We start from the raw sequence: 20,586 nt of genomic DNA, 5'->3' as shown, positions 1-20,586 counted from the left end.
AATCTCCGATTCCATCATTTTTAATTTTGTTAAATTATTTTTTTTAAAAATTTTATTAATATTCATAAGATTATAAGAAACTACACCTATAGAATCAAATAAATGCCAAAGCCTTTTATTAAAGTAACCATGTTTTTTTTAATATATATGCCTTTAATAATTATTATTCTGTTTACAAAATGTTATAAATACGTAAATATTACTTATAAAGAATTATAAATATTAAATAAACTGCAACGATATTGCAGAAATTGTTTCAAAACATTTTAGAAAGAATTAATATATAATGGCAGACAATAATAAATCCTCAAAAATAGAGGAAGAAATTATACAAGATAGAAATTATCATATTACTCGCAGAATGGTAACCATTCATAACCAGAATACCACCTTCGTCAATGCGACAATTCATGCTTATTATGACCAGGCAACCGGCAAAACAATGTACAAAGTCACCGGTGCTGATACTTGTTTTGGTGCACCTGATGGTATTTATGAAGGACCCATCAATATATCTGGAGGTAAATTAATTGTAGAGAATGGTGCGGTTGCCACTGATTTGATAGTAATTACCAGTGATGGACAATGGCCAACCGTTGACATTCAAAATGGTGGAATACTTCAAAATTCAAATGTTTATAACGCCTGGTTAAATATTGAAGATGGTGGTTTATCTCAAAACAACACATATACATCAATAAATATGGCAGACATATGCAAGGGTATCCAAGGCATTTCAAAAAATGATACTTTTGGTGGATATAATAACGGGCAGATTTATGATTCACATCTTATCTCTGCTAATGGTGCCTATCATTTTACACCTGACAATGGCATTGTCAGTGGCTTCAATTTACTGAATAATGCCAAAATAATAAACCCTATTATCAAAGGTGAACCAACGGTTGGTAATTTCACATTAAATGGCGGTACAGAATTTGGTAACATAGATGTAAAAAATAATTATATAAATAATATAAACCAAACATTGGTAAGATCGAATGAAAATCCTGTTTTTATCGGTGGAGACTGGGTTGCAAGCCTGGATCCGGATACTGGTAGAACAGTTTATACAAATAATATCACGAAAATTATCGTTGAAGGCCCTATCAATCTTGTGGACATTAATTCCTTGACCATCAATAAAGGAGCTGTTGTTGAACATCTCAGGGTAACAATAAATACAAGATCAGCTGATTCCACCATTAATAATTATGGGACTCTTAAAGATTCCATATTATCAAACAGCACCATTAATAATCACGTTGGCGCAGTAACAGAAAATAACACCTTTTATTCCATAAATTACAATGGCGCAAAAGGCTCTGTTACTAAGCATGATTTTTTCTATCAATCTGCCACCGCTCCTTTTTGCGCATCAGATTCGAACGGTCAGAACCGAGTTGTCGATTTAACACAAGGGGGTGTTTTTGATGGATCTTATGTTGGTGTTGACAAGAATGCCGGAACATACCAAGTATTGGTAAACGGTGGTATAATCAACAACCAGGACAATTCCGATCCTTGTTTCTTAGAAGGCACAATGATAGCCAGCCCTAAAGGTTTAATAGCCGTTGAACATATTAAAGAGGGGGACCAGATAATCACCTATCTTGACGGTAAAGAAAAACCGTCTCCTGTTATTTGGGTAGGTCATCGTACAATCAAAGTCAAAACAACCCTTAATGACGAGAATGCCGGATATCCTGTACGTATTATCAAAAATGCAATCGCTGATGGTGTTCCTTTTAAGGATATGTTGATTACAGCCGAACATTGCATGTTCTTTAAGAATCATTTCATTCCGGTTCGCATGCTGGTTAATGGATCCACCATCTTTTATGATCGTTCAATTAAAGAATATACCTATTATCACATTGAAACTGAAGAACACGCAATCATCAAAGCTAATGGCGCTCTGACTGAAAGCTATCTGGATACAGGACATCGCTCCGTATTCAATCACGACCAAAAAGTGGTCAGCATTATCAATCGGGGAAAAAGCTGGAATATTGATTCAGCAGCTCCCTTGGGAACAACAAAGGAATTGGTTGAGCCTATTTTCAATCACTTAATGGATAGGGCTAAAGATTTAGGTTATAAAATTGAACTGCCTGAAAAAAGCATCACCAATGACAGTGCATTGCGCCTGGTAACCAATACTGGAATAACTTTGACCAAACTATATCAAAAAGAAGGATATGTTGCTTTTAAGATTCCACCAGACACCGTATATGTACGTTTAGTTTCTCGTGCGAGCTGCCCAAACCGGGTTATCGGTCCTTACATTGATGACCGTCGCATACTCGGTGTTTTAATTGGAAATGTGACGCTTTTGCGTAAAAACCAAGCATTCTCCCTAACAGAGCACCTCTCCTCTCATACCTTGGATGGCTGGCATACACGGGAAAATACCAATGCTCGCTGGACTAATGGTAATGCTGTAATAAATATTGACAATGGCAAAGCTGACAAACCCGGCATATTGATAATCCAAGTACTATCCCATGATTATTATATTAATGAAAAATCAGAGTATCAACAACAATTACATATAGCTTGATTTATCTAGAGTTTAAGATTTGGACAATAATCAGTCCAAATCTTAATCGATATTAAATACACTCCTTGAACCATCTGACAAAATGTTCGACACCGTTTTTTAGGTTTGTTTTGGGTAACCAGCCCGTTTTTTGTTTGATTTTGCTAATATCTGAAAGTGTCGCCTCAATATCCGTATTAGGGCGAGTTACATAATTGATCAATGCTTTCTTACCGAGATAATTTTCCAAATATACAATAAGTTTTTCAACCCGTTCCTGACAATTATTCCCGATATTATATACGTCATAATCCTCCAGGGTAGAACAATCAAATAGACTTGTTAATGCACCCACTACATCATCAATGTAGGTAAAATCACGTGAAAGATTATCCCCTGTATATAATGTGATTGGCTGTTGATGTTCAATTGCCCTTGCAAATATATAGTATGCCATATCAGGTCTACCCCATGGACCATATACTGTAAAAAACCGTAATCCCGTTTGTTTCAGGCCATAAACATGACTGTAACTATAGGACAATAATTCGGCAGACCTTTTGGAAGCCGCGTAAACCGAACCCGGTTTATCGACGCGATCTTTTTCACTGAAAGGAATCTTTTTATTCAACCCATAAACAGAAGAAGATGAAGCGTAAAAAATACGCTCCAGTTTTTCCAATCTACGTGCTTCCTCTAATATAACCAACTGTCCTGTAACATTGGTCTGGATATAGGTAAAAGGATTTTTCAGGGAATATCTTACCCCCGCTTGCGCAGCTAAATGAACTATATAATTAATATCTTTATATTTGTCGAATAATGAGGTTATCGCCTCTTGATCAGAAATATCAACTTGATGGAAAATAAAATTTTTATATTCTTTTAATCTGTCACATCGAGCATTTTTTAAACCGATGGAATAGTAATCATTAAGATTATCCAAACCAATAACCGTTTCACCACGTTCTAACAATTTTTTTGAAATATGAAAACCGATAAATCCTGCCGCACCCGTAATCAAAAAAATCACTTTTGAGCTCTTGTCACTTAAAATTATAAAAAACGGATTATAATCAGAATTTTCCCAGATCTTCAAGCCTGAAGCCCTGCTTAATTATTTTCTGAACACTTAACTTTACCATAAATAAATATTAATTAATTATTAAATATAATCGATAACTCATAATTAAAAATAAACTATTATTGTATCATTACTTAAAATATTTTATAATTCTTACAAATAATTATTTTAGGAGATAGTCTAATGACCAAAACAAAATACCCGCTACATCCTACTCGTAATAATTTGCATTCCAATACTAAAACCGTTGTTATCCAACTATTAAATGCCCGTCTTGCGGATGGTCTTGATATCGCGCTTATTACCAAACAGGCCCACTGGAATATGAAAGGGCACAATTTTATAGGTGTTCACAAAATGATGGATGATTTCCGCAATGAACAAAACGAGCTGAATGATAAAATGGCTGAAAGAATTGCCGCCATCGGTGGAACAGCCTTGGGAACAACTCAGGAAATCGCCAAGAATTCAAGCATTGCTGAATATCCAACAGATATCATCAGTGTCGATGACCATCTGACCGCACTTTCTGAACGATTTGCAATCTATGCCAATGCCCTTCGCAAAGCTATTGATGAAGCTGATGAGGCTGGTGATGCGGATACTTCTGACTTGTTTACTGAGGTGTCCCGTGCAATGGATCAACAACTATGGTTCCTGGAGGCACATAAACCCTATCCATCCAAGTTACACGCCAAGTAGCTTTTATCTGAAATTTTGTTTTACATAATTTGTTTTATAATCTGCTGGTATTTTTTCCAGCAGATTTTTTTATTTTCTAAAACTGTTATTATTGATTTTGTACAGATTTTTTTTCATTTGATATGGAATTATCAAAAATTGCACTATCAACCACATCCCCTACCTTGATCCCCAATTTTTCTGTTATCCCACCTTTCAACTCCAAGGTGGCGATGACCGGACCCAGGCTACTGACAGGAGCCAAACTATATGGAACCGTATTTTCAGCAATTGCTTGAATATGATGATCTACACCAATAAAAACCATATCCAGGGAAACAAGTGTATTTTTCATCCACATCATGCTACGTTGCGGGGCTGGCCACATAAACAACATTCCGCCATTTTCAGGAATTGAAGTTCTAAACATCTCCCCTACCTCTTGCTCTTTAGGGGTTTTCGCAACTTCTATTATAAAACTATGCTTTCTTCCATCTTTAGAGGAAATTGTCAGAGGTTCTTTTGCCAATTCAGCCTGCGCTTTATTTATTACATGATCGGGATTTTCTGCAACAACCTCCCGGCTCATTCCTGTAAATAATCCTACAATTCCTACTAATACTGAACTATAGCGGAAAAAAAAATTTTTCATTTTAGACATCCTGAATTTTTAAGTTAATAATGGATTAGTCTTTTTTTCAACACCAATGGTGCTACCCATTCCATGCCCGGGTATAAAGTAAATATCATCTCCCAATGTTAATAAACGCTCTTTGATGCTTTTGATCAGCAGAGCTCCATTACCATATTCCCAATCAGAACGTCCTATCGTGCCCTTGAAAAGAGTATCTCCGGTAATTAACAAACGTGCAGAAGGTTCAAAATAAACTATATGACCTGGCGTATGACCAGGAATATGAATAACTTCAAAATTTATTCCATCAAATGTCAAACGCTCTTTATCCTTTAAAAAACGCGATGGTTTAACATCTCGAATCTCTGAAGTGGGAAAACCAAAATGGTTACAGTTTTCAACAACTTTACTTAACAAAAACAAATCCTCTTTTAATGGACCAAGAAGAGGAACCGCTCTATTATATATTTGCACAAGTTTTTCCTGTAACAACATAGCCCCACCAACATGATCAAAATGACCATGCGTTAACAAAATAGCCTGTATATCTATATGATTGGTTTGAATTGCAGAAAGAATCGTATCAACATATGCACCCGGGTCTATTACAACTCCGATATTATTATCCTTGTTCCAGACTAGTGTACAATTTTGATAGATGGGTGTAACCGGAATAATTTCTATTTTCAAACTGGACATTTCTAAAAACAAAGCGTGTTCACCCTCAATATTTATAGCTTGTTACTTCAATAATATTCATTCTTTATACAAATATAAATAAATATTCAAATAATAACCTTAACCATACGATCGTTGCTATTTTGCACCATAACAGAACACATTCGGAGAAATTTTTCTAAAAAAATAAAAAACTCCCAAATTAATATTGCCCTTGATATACAGATCAGTATAAGTAAATTTTATTCGTCGTAAAATCCAAGCCCTAACCTACCAGGATTCCAATGGAAAAGATTCAACCAGTTATTCCCAGAAGAATTAAAATTCTACTTTTTTCCCTTGTATCTTTTTACACTGTGTCAACAAATGTAGAGGCACGTTCCCCTGTTTATCATACACATAAAAGAATCCATAAAAAAGCAAATGTTCACAAGGTTTCTGCCACTCATCATACGAGAAATTCACATTTCAGAACCCGAACCTATAAATTCAAACATAAATCTTATGGTCATGTCATTCAGTGTGTCGCTTTTGCCCGATCCGCATCTGACATTCAACTGAAGGGAAATGCAAGGGACTGGTGGAATAATGCGGAAGGCGTCTATAAACGTGGAAACACTCCGGAAGCAAATAGTGTTTTGAGTTTTCGTCCAACCAGAAGAATGCCCCTGGGACATGTTGCCGTCGTAAAACAAGTGGTTGATTCGCGAACAATCATAATCGACCAATCTCATTGGGCGCAAAGAGGCATCAGTCATAATACACCTGTCATAGACGTTTCCGCAAACAATGACTGGTCAGCCGTTCGTGTGGCTTTAAATGGCAATAAAAATGCCTTTGGCAGTATCTATCCTACTCATGGATTTATATATCCATCCACTCAGGAAACAACCCGTCCTATTATTCGTGAAAATACAAAAGGAAATATACGGACGTGGACAGCTGACGCCGCTACAGCAAAAACAACAACTGAAGTTGCATTGGCGCCAAACATTTCTGACAGTGATCTCTTTGGATCTGACGCCCCTAACCGCTCTTTAAAATAGTCTACGGACGACCCTGTCGGTGATAGGGGTGCCCCGACAAGATCATTTGAGCCCTGTAAATTTGTTCAATTAACAAGATTCTGGCGATCATATGAGGCCAGGTTAACTTTCCCAATGAAATAACAGAGTGAGAGGTCTTGATTGCAGAAGCGTGCAATCCCTCTGCCCCGCCAATTAAAAATGAAATTGATTTAGATAATTCCAAACACTTTTGCATATGCATTGCAAAATCAAAACTATTATAACTTTTTCCACCCTCATCCAAACTAATGATCAAGGATTTTTCTGGAACTGCTTTCAAAAGATTTTGAGCGTCCTTTATCTTGGTCTCAATAGGCTGACCTTTGCTTTCATTAATTTCGATTAATTCCAAACTGGGACGAATACGTTTGGCATAACGATTAAATAAATCCAGTTCTGCCCTATCCCGCATTTTGCCAATGGCAATAATTGAAAACATAGAAAAATTAAACTTGATCAGGTTCAGAAAATTCAGGAATTTCAACCCCCCAAATACGTTCAATATTATAATATTCTCTTGCCTCTGCTCGAAACAAATGAACTATAATATCTCCTGTATCTAATAAAACCCAATCACTGCTTTTTTCTATTGCGATCTTTCTTATTCCCTGTTCATACAAAATCTTGTCAAGATGTTCAGCCATCGCCATGATCTGACGATCCACCATACCTGTTGCAATAACCATACGATCTGCAAATGAAGCTTTTCCCACCAAATCAATGACAACAATATTCTCCGCCTTATCTCCTTCCAAAGATTCAATAATCAAATTGACGCATTTCTGCAATTTTTCGATATCTATAATCGTTTTGTCATTGATATTATGTTGTTGTCTGTTTTGTTGTAATGTTTCCGATAAATTATTTTGATTCATTAATAACCCTATTTCTATTGTTTAATATTTACATGTAACCGTTATAAACCTGATCTTCCTTGAGCCCTTAAAGCTGTGGCTGAAATTTTGTTTTCTGGAGATGGAACAAATACCCAAGCTGGCGGCTTATAACTGGCCAAAACCGAAGCTTTCTGTGAGGGCAATCGATATGAGCGGGCCCATTGTGCAGCCTTTCCGTTTAAAGCCTTATAAATATAAGGAGGGCGTGGAAAAATTGCTATAGGCACGAGCCGCAAAATTTTTTGCCATCTTGACCAGAATGCCATTTGTGACAATCCATCAGCACCCATCAGCCAAACAAATTTACAATTTGGGAAGCGCTGATATAATTTTTTCAACGTATCGTAACTATACCGTGTATGTAACCGACTTTCTATATCTGTCGCAATGATATGCCGACCATCAACGCATTTTTGCACCCCTTGAAAACGTTCCGAAAAAGAAGCCATTTCTTTTCCGGTTTTCAAAGGATTTCCCGGAGATACCATCAACCATACCTGATCCAATTGTAAAATGGTAAAAGCCCGACGAGCCAGTTGTAAATGACCACTATGAACAGGATTAAAGGATCCGCCTAATAATCCAACCTTTATATTTCTCTGATCACCCCATGTCGGTATTGATATCATACAGGTCTCACCTGTCCATTTCCAATAACTTCATAACGATAACTTGTTAATTGTTCAACTCCAACAGGTCCTCGTGCATGTAAACGACCTGTAGCAATGCCAATTTCGGCTCCAAACCCAAATTCACCTCCATCACAAAATTGCGTGGAGGCATTCCACATAACAACAGCACTCTCAACATGATCCATAAAATAACGGGCAACCTCTTTATCCTCGGTTAAAATAGCCTCGGTATGTCCACTACCATATTTTAATATATGCTGAATTGCCTGATAAATATTTTTAACTACCTTAACTGATAACACCGAATCCAGCCATTCTGTGGCAAAATCATTTTCCTTTGCCACACCGATACGGGAATCAATTTTCACTGCCATAGTGTCTCCGACCAGACGGCATCCCAACTCAATTAAATCATCGGCTAATTTGGGTAAATATTGTCTGGCTACCGCTTGATCAATCAATAAAGTTTCAGTGGCACCACAAATCCCTGTTCGACGCATTTTTGCATTTATTAAAACAGCACGTGATTTCTCGAAATCCGCCAACCCATGTATATAGGTGTGACATAATCCAGCTGCATGAGCCAAAACAGGTATACGGGCCTCTTTCTGAATGAATTCAACAAGGGATCGTCCCCCACGAGGGATTAAAACATCAATTAATCCAACGGCCTGCAACATGTCTTTCACATGTTGACGATTATTATCCGGTGCCATGGCTATTATATCAGGATCAAGGCCGGCCTCCTGAACACCCTTTTGCATGGCCTGATGGATTAGAATTGCCGTTTGATAGCATTCGGAACCACCTCGTAATATAACACCATTACCAGATTTGATACAAATACCTGCCGCATCAGCACCAACATTCGGACGGCTTTCATAAATCATGCCAATAACACCCACAGGGACAGTAACTCGTCTAATTTCCAGTCCATTTGGTCTTGTCCAGCAAGCCTGCTCTTTTCCTAAAGGATCAGGTAACATCGCAATCGCCTCCAAGCCATGCGCCATTGCCTCCAACCGGTTTTCATTCAATGTCATACGATCCTTAAAGGCTTCACCAACTTCTGTTTTCTCCACTTCCTCGGAATTAACAGACAGGATGGCATTCATTGAAGCACGCAGCGCTTCTGCTGCACAAAGCAAAGCTTTGTTACGCTGTTGAAGTGAGCTGTGAGCCAATGAATAAGAAGCTTTTTTAACCTTTCTAGCCAATTGTTGGATCGAGTTCGATTGAGATAAGGCAGAATTACGATTCACTCCACCCACTCCTTAATAATTTTAAACAAATAAATTATTGCAGATTATACATTAAATCTGAACAATAAAATATCTCCATCATGAACGATATAGTCTTTTCCTTCAATTCGAACTTTACCGGCCTCTTTTGCTCCAACTTCCCCCTTATATTTAACATAATCATCATAAGCGATCGTTTCACAGGCAATAAATCCCCGTTCAAAGTCATTGTGAATAACTGCCGCCGCTTGCGGGGCCTTGGTTCCTTCTGAAATTGTCCAAGCACGGGTTTCTTTTGGACCACATGTAAAATAGGTAATCAGATTTAACAATCTGTATCCTGCAGCAATAACACGATCGAGACCACTATTTTCCAAGCCCAGACCCGATAAAAATTCTGTCTGATCCTCTTTACCCAACTGACTGACCTCTGCCTCGATATCAGCAGAAACAATAACGACTTCAGCCCCCTGTTTTCTTGCCATTTCAATAACCTGCCGAGAATACCCATTTCCAGTTGCGGCGGCTTCTTCGTTAACATTACACACATATAAAACAGGTTTGCTCGTTAGAAGCTGTAATCGGGCGATGGCCTTCTCCTCGCCAACAGGAATGACATCCCTAACCGGCTTACCATCCTGCAGGGCCTTGATCAAAGGTTCAATTAATTCAAGAGTGGCCTGAGCCTCTTTATCATTTCCTCTGGCTTTTTTCTGTAAAGCAACCGTTCTTTTTTCTAAACTTTCCAAATCTGCAATCATCAACTCTGTCTCGATAATTTCAGCATCCCGAATAGGATTCACAGACCCTTCAACATGCGTGATATCATCGTTTTCAAAACAACGCAGAACATGGATAATTGCATCAACCTCTCGGATATTCGCCAAAAACTGGTTTCCGAGCCCTTCTCCACGTGAAGCTCCCTTAACCAGACCTGCAATATCAACAAATTCCAAGCTTGTGGGAATAATTTTTTGAGAATGCGTAATTTCTGATAAAATAGTCAAACGCGGGTCGGGGACAGCAACCCGTCCAACATTAGGTTCAATGGTGCAAAATGGATAATTCGCCGATTGAGCGGCAACCGTTGCCGTTAACGCATTAAATAATGTTGATTTTCCAACATTAGGCAATCCAACAATACCGCAATTAAACCCCATATCTTTTTTTATCCTTTTAACAATAAAGCCACTTTGGATAGATAAGCGTCCATTTTTCGTTCAATTAACAATGATGCCTTTTCCGCAACTGCATCAATAAATGGATCAAGCCATTCCCTATCCTGTTTTGAAAAATCTCCCAAGACATAACGTACAACTTGAGATCTGTCTTCTGGATGCCCTATCCCCAAACGCACACGCCAATAGTCCTGACTGCCAAGCATTTTATCCGTAGAACGCAAACCATTATGACCAGCCGCCCCTCCCCCTTTTTTAATCCGTATCTTGGCAGGGACCAAATCCATTTCATCATGAAATACAAAAAGGTTATCAAGTGGAATTTTATAAAAAGCGATACAAGGCTGAATACTTTCACCAGAAAGATTCATATAGGTCATAGGTTTTAGTAAAAGGATTTTTTCACCCTTTATAACACCTTCGGCAATTTCGCCCTTAAACCGCTTACGCCATGGAGAAAATCCATGACGTTCAGCAATTCGATCTATCGCCATAAAACCGATATTATGACGATTTGCCTGCATCCCAGGCTCGGGATTTCCAAGCCCAGCCCACAGTAACATGATCTATTCTTTCATTAAATTATTCTTCAGTAGAAACTTCGGCCGTTTTTTCTTCAGATGTTTCTTCCGAAGTTTCTTCACTTGTTTCAACTGCAACGGTTGGCGGCGCAATAGTTGCAATTACAAAATCTTCTTCATGCTGATTTGTATGCGTAACTTTATCCGCACCTTTTAAATCAGACCAACGAATATTATCGTGAATATCCAATTTGGAAAGATCAGCAATAAAGGCTTCTGGAATATGTTCAACGTCACAGTTTACTTCAACAGAATGTTGAACGATATTTACAACACCACCACGTTTTACACCAGGGGCGATTTCTTCACCTTCAAAAGTGACCGGTATTTCAACGCGAATATGCTGACCAGCAACCATACGTTGGAAATCCACATGTAATGGTCGATCGGTTACGGGATGTAATTGCACGGCACGCATCAAGGCAACTGTTCTCTTATCATCAACCATCAATTGATACAGTTGAGAGCGCCATCCTGATTTTCCCAATTCACGCATAACAAGACGCGGATCAAGGGCAATCATGGCTGGTTCTGATTTGCCACCATATACAACAGCAGGAACCAGTCCCTCACGACGGGTTGCGCGCGCTGCCCCCTTACCAGCCTTCGCACGCATCGATACTTTTAATTCAACAAAATTTCTTGCCACGTTATAACTCCTAGTAAATAAGGCAAAACTGAAACATCAACCTCCAGGGGTGTTGATGCACTATCCTCTTTACCTAATAAACTTGAAAAGTGCAAATATCTTTCTAAATTAATTGAAGATTTTAAGTAAAATACAAATTGATTTTCTTTCTTGTTGAAAATAATAATTACAATCATTCTCAAATTATGCAAGAAAATCTGATCTATGCGATTTAATCATTTTACCGTAACATTCTCTTTATTAATCGTTTCTACAACAATTTTTGCAGACCCAATAGCCTATTCCAAGGAAGATCAAGAAAACAAGGATAATGAAAAAATAACCGTCGTTGGCAAACGCAATTACAATCCATTCGTTGAAACCAATTCTGATGTTGCTACCAAGACAAACAGTCCATTAAGAAAAGTTCCCCAATCCATTACCGTCATCACCCGCAAACAGATGGATGACCAAAATGCCAGGACCGTTTCAGATGCACTTGCATATAGTGCGGGTATTTCTGCAGGAAGTCGGCCAGGCGGACGGTTTGATAGTATCTATTTAAGAGGGTTTGGAGGATTTGGGGGAAATGCCAATTATGTCCAGTTCCTTGATGGTCTTCGTCTTTTACGTGGCATGTCATATGCCGTTCCTTCCTTTGATGAATATTTAATGCAAAGCGTTGAAGTCCTGCGCGGACCCGCCTCCGTACTTTATGGACAGGCTAGCCCAGGCGGTTTTGTAAATATGACCATGAAACAAGCACGTCCCGTAGACTCTTATGAAATGAGGGCAAGTGGTGCCTCCTTTAATTATGGAGACATTATGGGTGATGCTGGCGGTTCTTTAAACAAAGACAAGACACTTTCCTATAGGGTAACAGCTGTGGGACGGTATGGAGATACACAGGTTGATTTTGCCAAGGAACGCCATATCGCCATTATGCCCCAGATCAGTTGGCAAGCCACTGATGATACTTCTGTATCCATGCGTTTCTTATATCAGTATGATCCAAATAGCCTTTATGGTATTGCACTTCCCGCGTCAGGTACAGTTCTGCCAAATCGACATGGAAAGATTTCAACACATCTTAACACCAGTGAACCTGGTTTTGATCAGTATCATCGTTCTCAATATATGTTTGAATACAATCTAACCCATGATTTTACGGATTTTATTCAATTCAATCAGAAATTCAGATACCTGCATCTTGATTCAGATTTCCGATCCATTTCTATCAAGGGACTTGCCAGTGATCAGGCAACTGTATCAAGAATGGCGACAATATCAAATGAACATTTGAACAGTTATAATATCGACAGTAACCTTCAGTTTCATGTTGATACAGGGAATGTAAAACATATACTGATTACAGGAATTGATTATCTGCTTGCAGATTCCAAACGTGCCTTGGGCAATACGGCCATTCCAAGCCTTGATTTGTTCAATCCTGTTTATGGCGCACGTTTTACACCCCTAATCACTTCATACGGAACACAATCCCAGAACCAGTTGGGTGTTTACATTCAAGATCAAGCAAATTACAAAAACTGGTCGTTTATTATGGGTGGGCGATATGACTGGGTCGGCACCTCGACCAATTTCAAATATGGCGGAAAATCATCCTCTAATTTTGATCGAGCTGTAACCTATCGCGGCGGTATCGTTTACAATTTTCAAAATGGAATTTCACCCTATTTCTCCTATTCCACCTCTTTCATGCCTACACCCGGGACAACCTTTGCAGGTAAGGCTTTTAAACCTACTAAGGGAGATCAATATGAAGTCGGGATCAAATACCAGCCTAATAACAATATCATGGTGACAGGTTCTGCCTATACCATTTCACAAGAGAATGTAACCACAACCGATCCGGAACATACAACCTACAATATTCAGACAGGCAGAACACGATCCCGCGGCTTTGAATTGGAAGCTCGTGCAATATTATTGCCGGGACTGAATCTTATCGCCAGCTATGCCTATAATGATATCCAGATCCGTGCTGACACAAATAAAAACAATATCGGTAACCGCCCCTTGGGAGCTCCTGCCAATCTGGTTTCTGGATGGATAACATATGATCTGCAACAGGGGATGTTCAAGGGTGTTGGAATTGGCGGTGGCATTCGTTACAATGGTTATACATTCGGGGATAATGCCAACAGTTTTAAGGTCCCAAGCTTTGTCATTGGTGATATGCAGGTACATTATGACCTTAAAAACAGCTTTCCCACAATTAACAGCACCTTATTACAGCTGAATGTAACCAATGTTGCTGATAAAAAATATGTTGTTGCTTGCGCATCAAAAGTTAACTGTTTTTATGGAACACGTCGCGTTATAATGGGACAGGTAAGAGCACAATGGTAATATGCTCTTTTCATTATCAAATAATATAATGGATATAATCTTATGATACGCCTCTGGTTCTATCTGACACTAGTCTGTCTGAATTTCCTGTTATTCAGTCCGGTAAAGGCAATTAACAGTAATTCTCCCCTTGCTGGCCTTTCCACCGAACCCTTAACAATCAACGATACTATCACTTTTAACCTGCAAAATAAAAAGACATCACAAATTTATAAGATTTTTGCCTCTATTCCAAAAGAACCACCCCCAGAAGATGGTTATCCAATCATTTATATCACAGATGCCAACAGTATTTTTGACACGGTTCGGGAAACAATAAGATCCTATGAAAAGCGTCCGGATAACATCCATAAAAATCATGCTGTTCTTGTTGGAATTGGCTATCCTCCAGATCAAAATATTCTTAAATTGCGAACTTATGATTTAACACCACCGCAAAATACCTTGATCCCCATTTTATACAAAACTGGAGGGGCTGATTATTTTTATCATTTCATCCAAGATGATCTGAAACCCCTACTGGATAAACATCTTAAAATTAATCACCATAAACAAGCCATCTTCGGTCACTCTTTTGGTGGATTATTTACAATATATAATCTTATCTATCATCCAGATTCCTATCAGATTTATATAGCCGCAAGTCCTTCTTTATGGCTTGATCCAAGCATTATTGACAAGCATACCCAATCTTTTAAATCCAGTCTTGACGTTCATAAACTACATCCAACCCTATCCCTATCCGTTGGAGAGTATGAACAGAAATTTCCTGATTATTGGCAATCAATTCCTCAAGTCGCAAAAATAAAACAACAGCTTCTTAGAAAACAGCAAGTTTCTCGTATTCTGGCAACTTGTGAAACATTTAAAAAAATAGATGATCTTTCAACAACATGCACAAAATTTGAAAATGAAGATCATCAAAGTGTAATTCCCGCATCAATCGGGCGAGCCGTTGCAATCATCTTTCGATCATTTGCACAATAAATACCCTATCTAGGAAAGAAAAAATTGTATCACCCTTTCCAGTCCAACTCTATTAGGCTTCCAGAGAAACAGGATCCAAAGACCAGGACTTACCTCCCTGAAAGGGAGGACAAGCACATAAAGGTTGTGCATTGGCCAATCTTACATTAGGTTTTAATCCCATCATATAACGCAAGGAACGGAAAACACCTCCATGCGCAATAATCAAAACATGACCATCACCAGCTTTCAGTATAGAACGGTTTACAGCGTCGCTAATCCTTTTACATAAAACATAAAAAGGCTCGGCACCTTTTGGCGTAAATTCACCTGAAATCCATTTGTCATACCATGTTCCCATAGGTTTTTGCTCCTCTTCACCAAAACACACCTCCTTGAGCCCATCATCCAATTCCAATGGTAATTGGACACCAACTTTGTCATGAATGATTGATTTCACAATATCTGCTGTACGTCTTGCCCTTCCAAGAGGTGAACTTATAATCTGAGTAATGGATAATTCTAAATTGTTCCAGTTTCTAGCCAACGCATTCCCTGCGGTTATGGCCTGTTTAATGCCGGTATTATTCAAAGGTATATCTGTTCTACCCTGAGACAGATTTAATACATTCCAATCTGTTTGCCCATGACGAAGATACCAGTAGGGCCGATGCAGTAAAGGAGACATAACGATATACCTTTCAAATAATTAATCAAATAAAGAAGAAACGGAGCTTTCATCCGCTACGGCACGAATGGCCCGACCAATCAAATTATTCAAACTAATCTGACGAATTTTACGAACGGAACGCACTGCATCTGTCATTTTAATACTGTCGGTGATGACTAACTCTCCAATAACCGAATCTTCAACACGTTGTGCGGCACTGCCGGATAAAACCCCATGGGTCACATATGCGTCAATTCCAGTTGCCCCCGCATCCATCAAAGCTTGTGCCGCATTACAAAGTGAACCGCCACTATCGATAATGTCATCGACCAATAGACAGTGACGTCCCTTAACGCGACCAATAACATTCATAACCTCGGAAACACCGGCACGCTCACGTCTCTTATCAATAATTGCCAAATCAACATCAAGTCTTTTTGCCAATTGACGCGCTCTTACAACTCCGCCAACGTCAGGAGAAACAACCATTAAATTCGATTTACCAGCATGTTTGTGTTTAATATCACGTGTGAATAGAGGTGCCGCATATAAATTATCTACAGGAATATCAAAAAAACCCTGAATCTGTCCTGCATGCAAATCGAGTGTTAAAATACGATTCGCTCCTGCTTCAACCAAAAGATTGGCAACAAGCTTCGCGCTTATGGGCGTTCTTGGACCTGATTTACGATCTTGCCGGGCATAGCCAAAATAGGGCATAACAGCTGTAATTCGTCGTGCAGACCCTCTACGCAAGGCATCCAACATAATCAATAATTCCATAAGATTATCATTGGTTGGATAACTCGTGCTTTGTACAGCAAAGATATCTTCACCCCTTACATTTTCGTAGATTTCCACAAAAACTTCCTTGTCCGAAAAACGTTGTACGGACGCATCACATAAAGGCATTTTCAACTCTGCCGCAATCGCCTCTGCCAATGGACGGTTACTATTCCCTGCAATAATTTTCATCAACGAACTCCAACACACAGAACCAGTTAAAACGATCTATACCATAAAAAACATATTATTTATGTTGCATCTGAATATTTTTCAATTCTGGTGCATTAGAAGAAGCGGACTCTTTTGCATTATTTGCGGGCAAAGGCTGATTATCACGACCAGAATAATTAGTGATGACCTGCCTAACCCCACCAGCAGCCTCTTCTCCAACCGCAGAGCCAATATCACCCCAATAGTGATCAAGACGATGCGCAGGAACATCATTGATTTGTGAAACTTTACCCGCCTCTTTTCCCTTATTATCGGTCACCCGCCAAATAATTTCAACATGTTGTACCGGATTACCACGTGTCCCCTGCGCACCATCTGTTACACTGACATGACAATCCACAGTATAATCTGCCTGGTCAGGTTTATATTGAATAGCATTTGCCTTATCTGCAAACGAAATAGCAAATTGCTGAGCAATAATTTTATTTCCGTCTCCAGGAGCCCCAAAAACACCCTTGAAATAAATTTTGGCTGCCCGATGTTTTAAACTATGTGGATCAGCCGCCATCTGCCGAGCTTGTAATCCTGTTAATACCTGATTGATTATTGGCGCAGATTGTTCTGAAACATCATGAAAAATGCTTTGCTGTCCACTTATCCAATCCTTTTTTGAAACGGGCATTCCTTTTCTCACAGCTTCGACTTTTCCATTAGGGGCAATAATTGTAAAAGAAGGAATAATCATATCTTCTTCTGATCTCACCTTGGTCAATAAAATCCAGTCCCCCTTTTGAGCGGGTCGTGCAACTGCGGGAACCGTCTGTTCCAACATTGCCTTTGCCATTTCCTCGGCAAATCCCTGGGCGTTTTTATCATTTAACATTGAATTAGAAGGTGGTGGAACAATTAACCTTGACGGAGGAGGTGTCGTCAATGATGTGGTTTTGTTTTTTTCAAATGGATGTGGAACCTGGATGCAACCTATTAAAGATAAAACACCTAAAAAACTGAATCCAATCTTAAAAGACTTTAAATTTTCAAATTGCATCTTTATGATTTCCCTTACGAATATTAACGACAGGCAATTGTTGAAATTTGATGTCCAAACACCGCTTTCCGTTCCATGACACGTCTACGATTACTAAAAAAATGAGTGGTATCCATAAATGTATCCCTTCCTGTTATAGCCGCAATACCCACATGTTTACGTCTTAACCGATCAATACAATAACGACCCAAATCAAACAAATAATATCCTTCACGAACGGGGGTAAAAAAAACTCTTCCATCTGGATCCTGTCTCAAAACCTCATTACGCATGTCTTCCCGCACTTCATAATGTGTCACGGCAATACAGGGTCCTACAACAGCAATGATATCCTGTCTATCCGCACCCAAAGCCTCCATTTGATCCACGACATTTTCTAAAATTCCACATGCTGCGCCCCGCCAGCCTGCATGAGCTGCCCCAACAATATCACCAGTTTTTGTACTAAATAATACAGGGGCACAGTCAGCTGTAACAACACTAATAGCAATATCAGGATCGGTCGTCACGGCTCCATCCCCCTCAACAGGTATACAATTGGATTTTGTAATCCATAAAACTTTATTGCTGTGAATCTGTAACCCTCCCCACAAATAATTCGGGGATACCTTCATATACTCAGCAACAATTTTACGGTTCTCCATAATTAAATGAGGGTTATCACCTGATTTCAAACCACAATTTAACGAAGTATATTCTCCTTGAGAAACCCCACCTATTCTTGTAAAAAAACCATGCCGAACAATATTCGACAATAAGGAATGCTGAATGGCCAATGGTTTACAGTTCATGAAATTTATAACCCTTTTAAATTAGCCTTGTTTTTGAAATATAAAGAAGTATAGTTTGTTTTCCTAAAAACCCGGTGGAGCACATAACTCAGCGTTACAAATTGCCATAACTTTAAATAAATCCCCCATTTCTGTAGGGTCAATCAAACGTTGTACAGAAGACCGAATTTCATTTCGTTGTTCTATCGGTGCATGATCCAATAAGATTTTTTCCCGTATCAGTATGCCAAGCTGCTTTAAAAAAGCACCTTGTGTTTGTATCCCGTAAACAGTCACATTCTGTTTTTCTGCAATTTCTTTCAAGGAAGGAAAATCTATATGAGCGGTTAGATCAGCCTCTCCGGGCGGAACAAAAGGAGAGACTTTTTTTCGGTTTGCAATTGCCTGTAAACTGTCTCCCCAAACCTGGGAAGAATACCCATAATCAATAAATAAAGCCGCCCCCCCATAATGACAGATATGTGCTGAAACATATTGTACAATATCCTGTCCGGCTTCATTTACCTCTACAGTGTCACCAACCTTTATATGGCGCTGGAATACAGGTGAAAAAGGCAGTTGGGATATAGACTTATGAAACATATTTCCTTGGGAAACATAATTCTCATCCCATTTTTTTCCGCCCCTGTAAATAAACTGACGAATGGGTAAAGCGTCAAGAAATTCATTCGCCACCATAATCAGGGGTAAAGTCGGGATATCATAAACAGAATCAAGCCATTGAATTTCAATTTCATAATTTTTCAATGTATTTTCTTGAATTTGACGTAAACGCGACGAGGTTTCAATCAGAAAAACCGTACAATATTGGCAGATATCAGGGGCCGAACGGAATAGAACTCTTAAAATATCCATCATGAGCGTCCCCCGGCCCGGCCCGGCCTCCACGATTGCCAATTTGTCTGGTTTGGGCATAGACCGAATAACCGTAATGATCCAAACCGCGATCAATTCACCAAAAATCTGTGAAATTTCAGGTGCAGTAATAAAATCAGAAAATGGATCCCTTTTTTCATAATAGGCGGCATTTGCCTTTTCCATAAATTGATCCAATCGCATTTCTGAACAATTCTTCATTTCTGCCTTTACTTTTCAGAAACTGTCAAATTTTGCAATTTCGGCAATTGATAAGACTGCCAAATGAAATATATCCCGGCAATCGCCATTGGGATACATAAAATTTGCCCCATCGTCAAACCAAAAGCAAAGTAACCCAAAAAAGCATCTGGCTCACGAAACAACTCACAAACACTTCGTGCCATGGCATACCCCAATAGAAACGCACCGGAAAGAAATCCTGGCCGCTCTCGAATGGCTTTACATTGAATCAAGCAAAGCATGATAAAAAATAGCAACACACCTTCTGAAAAACATTCATATAATTCAGATGGATGTCTTGCACCTTCAACACCGGGATAAATCATACGCCAGGGTAGCCAGTCCGGAGCTTCACGACCCACTAGCTCCCCATTAATAAAATTTGCCAATCTTCCAAATCCTAGTCCCATAGGCACTACGGTTGTGACACGATCAGAAAAACCAAGAAAACTTAAACGGTTATAACGGGTGAATATTATTAAGGCGAATATAACCCCCAAAGCACCACCATGAAAGGACATTCCTCCATGCCATACCTGAATGATCTGTAATGGATGCGTTAAATAATAAGCAGGCTGATAAAAGCAAACATATCCCAAACGTCCCCCCAAAATAACGCCCAACGTCGCCCAAGTTAAAAAATCATCAACTTGTGTAACAGTTGCAACCACGGGTTCCCTTTGAACCAATCGTCTTACCAAAAACCAACCGGCAAGCAATGCTGCTATATAGGCCATAGCGTACCAACGTATCGATAAGGAGCCGATATGCAACATAACAGGATCAAAATTAGGATAATACAAGGGAGATGACATAAAACCTGTCTTTCATTAAAAAATAT

The 20,586-nt window shown here is 39.0% G+C and carries 21 protein-coding genes; 5 read left to right on the top strand and 16 right to left on the bottom strand.

From position 1 onward, the window contains the following. Positions 1-286: 286 nt before the first annotated feature. Entirely contained in the window at positions 287-2,563 is a 2,277-nt protein-coding gene (locus D9V35_RS01120) for a Hint domain-containing protein (protein ID WP_122122952.1), read from the top strand. A gap of 52 nt (positions 2,564-2,615) precedes the next feature. Here the strand turns inward: D9V35_RS01120 and D9V35_RS01115 are convergent, their stop codons facing one another. Further along, the gene (locus D9V35_RS01115) at positions 2,616-3,575 is read right to left on the bottom strand and encodes an SDR family NAD(P)-dependent oxidoreductase (protein WP_122122951.1); all 960 of its coding nucleotides are present in this window, start codon (positions 3,573-3,575) and stop codon (positions 2,616-2,618) included. 234 nt (positions 3,576-3,809) lie between these two features. Here D9V35_RS01115 and dps point away from each other — a divergent pair, with 234 nt between their 5' ends. Beyond that, complete coding sequence (dps, locus tag D9V35_RS01110) at positions 3,810-4,328, top strand: DNA starvation/stationary phase protection protein Dps (RefSeq protein ID WP_110439586.1); 519 nt, start codon at positions 3,810-3,812, stop codon at positions 4,326-4,328. Positions 4,329-4,416: 88 nt separating this feature from the next. Here dps and D9V35_RS01105 read toward each other — a convergent pair whose 3' ends face one another. Both D9V35_RS01105 and D9V35_RS01100 read right to left on the bottom strand, forming a co-directional pair. Next, positions 4,417-4,896, bottom strand: coding sequence for a DUF192 domain-containing protein (locus tag D9V35_RS01105; protein WP_122124230.1), 480 nt, complete (start codon positions 4,894-4,896; stop codon positions 4,417-4,419). 81 nt (positions 4,897-4,977) lie between these two features. Continuing rightward, positions 4,978-5,640 (bottom strand): MBL fold metallo-hydrolase, encoded by a 663-nt coding sequence (locus D9V35_RS01100; RefSeq protein ID WP_122122950.1) that lies wholly within the window; start codon positions 5,638-5,640, stop codon positions 4,978-4,980. 263 nt (positions 5,641-5,903) lie between these two features. Here D9V35_RS01100 and D9V35_RS01095 point away from each other — a divergent pair, with 263 nt between their 5' ends. Beyond that, positions 5,904-6,665 (top strand): CHAP domain-containing protein, encoded by a 762-nt coding sequence (locus D9V35_RS01095; protein ID WP_122122949.1) that lies wholly within the window; start codon positions 5,904-5,906, stop codon positions 6,663-6,665. Position 6,666: 1 nt separating this feature from the next. Here D9V35_RS01095 and D9V35_RS01090 read toward each other — a convergent pair whose 3' ends face one another. Genes D9V35_RS01090 through D9V35_RS01060 form a run of 7 tightly spaced genes read right to left on the bottom strand, consistent with a single transcriptional unit; the run spans position 6,667 to position 11,830 of the window. Beyond that, positions 6,667-7,125 carry a 23S rRNA (pseudouridine(1915)-N(3))-methyltransferase RlmH gene (locus tag D9V35_RS01090; protein WP_122122948.1) on the bottom strand — a complete coding sequence of 153 codons (459 nt, stop codon included), beginning with the start codon at positions 7,123-7,125 and terminating at the stop codon, positions 6,667-6,669. A gap of 7 nt (positions 7,126-7,132) precedes the next feature. Beyond that, the gene (rsfS, locus tag D9V35_RS01085; RefSeq protein ID WP_110439582.1) at positions 7,133-7,561 is read right to left on the bottom strand and encodes a ribosome silencing factor; all 429 of its coding nucleotides are present in this window, start codon (positions 7,559-7,561) and stop codon (positions 7,133-7,135) included. 41 nt (positions 7,562-7,602) lie between these two features. Further along, on the bottom strand, positions 7,603-8,211 hold the full coding sequence (locus D9V35_RS01080) for a nicotinate-nucleotide adenylyltransferase (protein WP_122122947.1): 609 nt from the start codon (positions 8,209-8,211) through the stop codon (positions 7,603-7,605). Continuing rightward, positions 8,208-9,476 carry a glutamate-5-semialdehyde dehydrogenase gene (locus D9V35_RS01075; protein WP_122122946.1) on the bottom strand — a complete coding sequence of 423 codons (1,269 nt, stop codon included), beginning with the start codon at positions 9,474-9,476 and terminating at the stop codon, positions 8,208-8,210. The genes D9V35_RS01080 and D9V35_RS01075 overlap by 4 nt, the downstream gene beginning before the upstream one ends. 44 nt (positions 9,477-9,520) lie before the next feature. Then, entirely contained in the window at positions 9,521-10,615 is a 1,095-nt protein-coding gene (ychF, locus tag D9V35_RS01070) for a redox-regulated ATPase YchF (RefSeq protein WP_110439579.1), read from the bottom strand. Between the two features lie 8 nt (positions 10,616-10,623). Continuing rightward, positions 10,624-11,196 (bottom strand): aminoacyl-tRNA hydrolase, encoded by a 573-nt coding sequence (gene pth, locus D9V35_RS01065; RefSeq protein WP_122122945.1) that lies wholly within the window; start codon positions 11,194-11,196, stop codon positions 10,624-10,626. A 19-nt stretch (positions 11,197-11,215) separates the two neighbouring features. After that, on the bottom strand, positions 11,216-11,830 hold the full coding sequence (locus D9V35_RS01060; protein ID WP_110439591.1) for a 50S ribosomal protein L25/general stress protein Ctc: 615 nt from the start codon (positions 11,828-11,830) through the stop codon (positions 11,216-11,218). Between the two features lie 237 nt (positions 11,831-12,067). Between D9V35_RS01060 and D9V35_RS01050 the strand changes: the two genes are divergently transcribed. Then, positions 12,068-14,215: a TonB-dependent siderophore receptor gene (locus D9V35_RS01050; RefSeq protein WP_122122944.1), complete on the top strand. Its 2,148-nt coding sequence runs from the start codon at positions 12,068-12,070 to the stop codon at positions 14,213-14,215. Positions 14,216-14,257: 42 nt separating this feature from the next. Continuing rightward, the gene (locus D9V35_RS01045; RefSeq protein ID WP_122122943.1) at positions 14,258-15,202 is read left to right on the top strand and encodes an alpha/beta hydrolase; all 945 of its coding nucleotides are present in this window, start codon (positions 14,258-14,260) and stop codon (positions 15,200-15,202) included. Positions 15,203-15,254: 52 nt separating this feature from the next. On the opposite strand, the gene D9V35_RS01040 is transcribed toward D9V35_RS01045, so the two are convergent. The 6 genes from D9V35_RS01040 to lgt form a co-directional block, all read right to left on the bottom strand. Beyond that, the gene (locus D9V35_RS01040) at positions 15,255-15,869 is read right to left on the bottom strand and encodes a histidine phosphatase family protein (RefSeq protein WP_122122942.1); all 615 of its coding nucleotides are present in this window, start codon (positions 15,867-15,869) and stop codon (positions 15,255-15,257) included. Between the two features lie 21 nt (positions 15,870-15,890). Beyond that, complete coding sequence (locus D9V35_RS01035; protein WP_110439573.1) at positions 15,891-16,826, bottom strand: ribose-phosphate pyrophosphokinase; 936 nt, start codon at positions 16,824-16,826, stop codon at positions 15,891-15,893. A gap of 55 nt (positions 16,827-16,881) precedes the next feature. Then, positions 16,882-17,856, bottom strand: a complete 975-nt coding sequence (locus tag D9V35_RS01030) for a hypothetical protein (protein WP_122122941.1) — start codon at positions 17,854-17,856, stop codon at positions 16,882-16,884. Positions 17,857-17,879: 23 nt separating this feature from the next. After that, the gene (gene pgeF / locus D9V35_RS01025) at positions 17,880-18,647 is read right to left on the bottom strand and encodes a peptidoglycan editing factor PgeF (RefSeq protein ID WP_122122940.1); all 768 of its coding nucleotides are present in this window, start codon (positions 18,645-18,647) and stop codon (positions 17,880-17,882) included. Between the two features lie 63 nt (positions 18,648-18,710). Then, on the bottom strand, positions 18,711-19,724 hold the full coding sequence (locus D9V35_RS01020; protein WP_122122939.1) for a class I SAM-dependent methyltransferase: 1,014 nt from the start codon (positions 19,722-19,724) through the stop codon (positions 18,711-18,713). 8 nt (positions 19,725-19,732) lie between these two features. Further along, positions 19,733-20,560 carry a prolipoprotein diacylglyceryl transferase gene (gene lgt, locus D9V35_RS01015; RefSeq protein WP_122122938.1) on the bottom strand — a complete coding sequence of 276 codons (828 nt, stop codon included), beginning with the start codon at positions 20,558-20,560 and terminating at the stop codon, positions 19,733-19,735. Positions 20,561-20,586 lie beyond the last annotated feature (26 nt).

This window comes from Commensalibacter melissae, from assembly GCF_003691365.1.
Classification (GTDB): Bacteria; Pseudomonadota; Alphaproteobacteria; order Acetobacterales; family Acetobacteraceae; genus Commensalibacter; species Commensalibacter melissae.
Note: the sequence above shows the minus strand (reverse complement) of the source record. Positions and strands in the feature narration are given on the sequence as shown.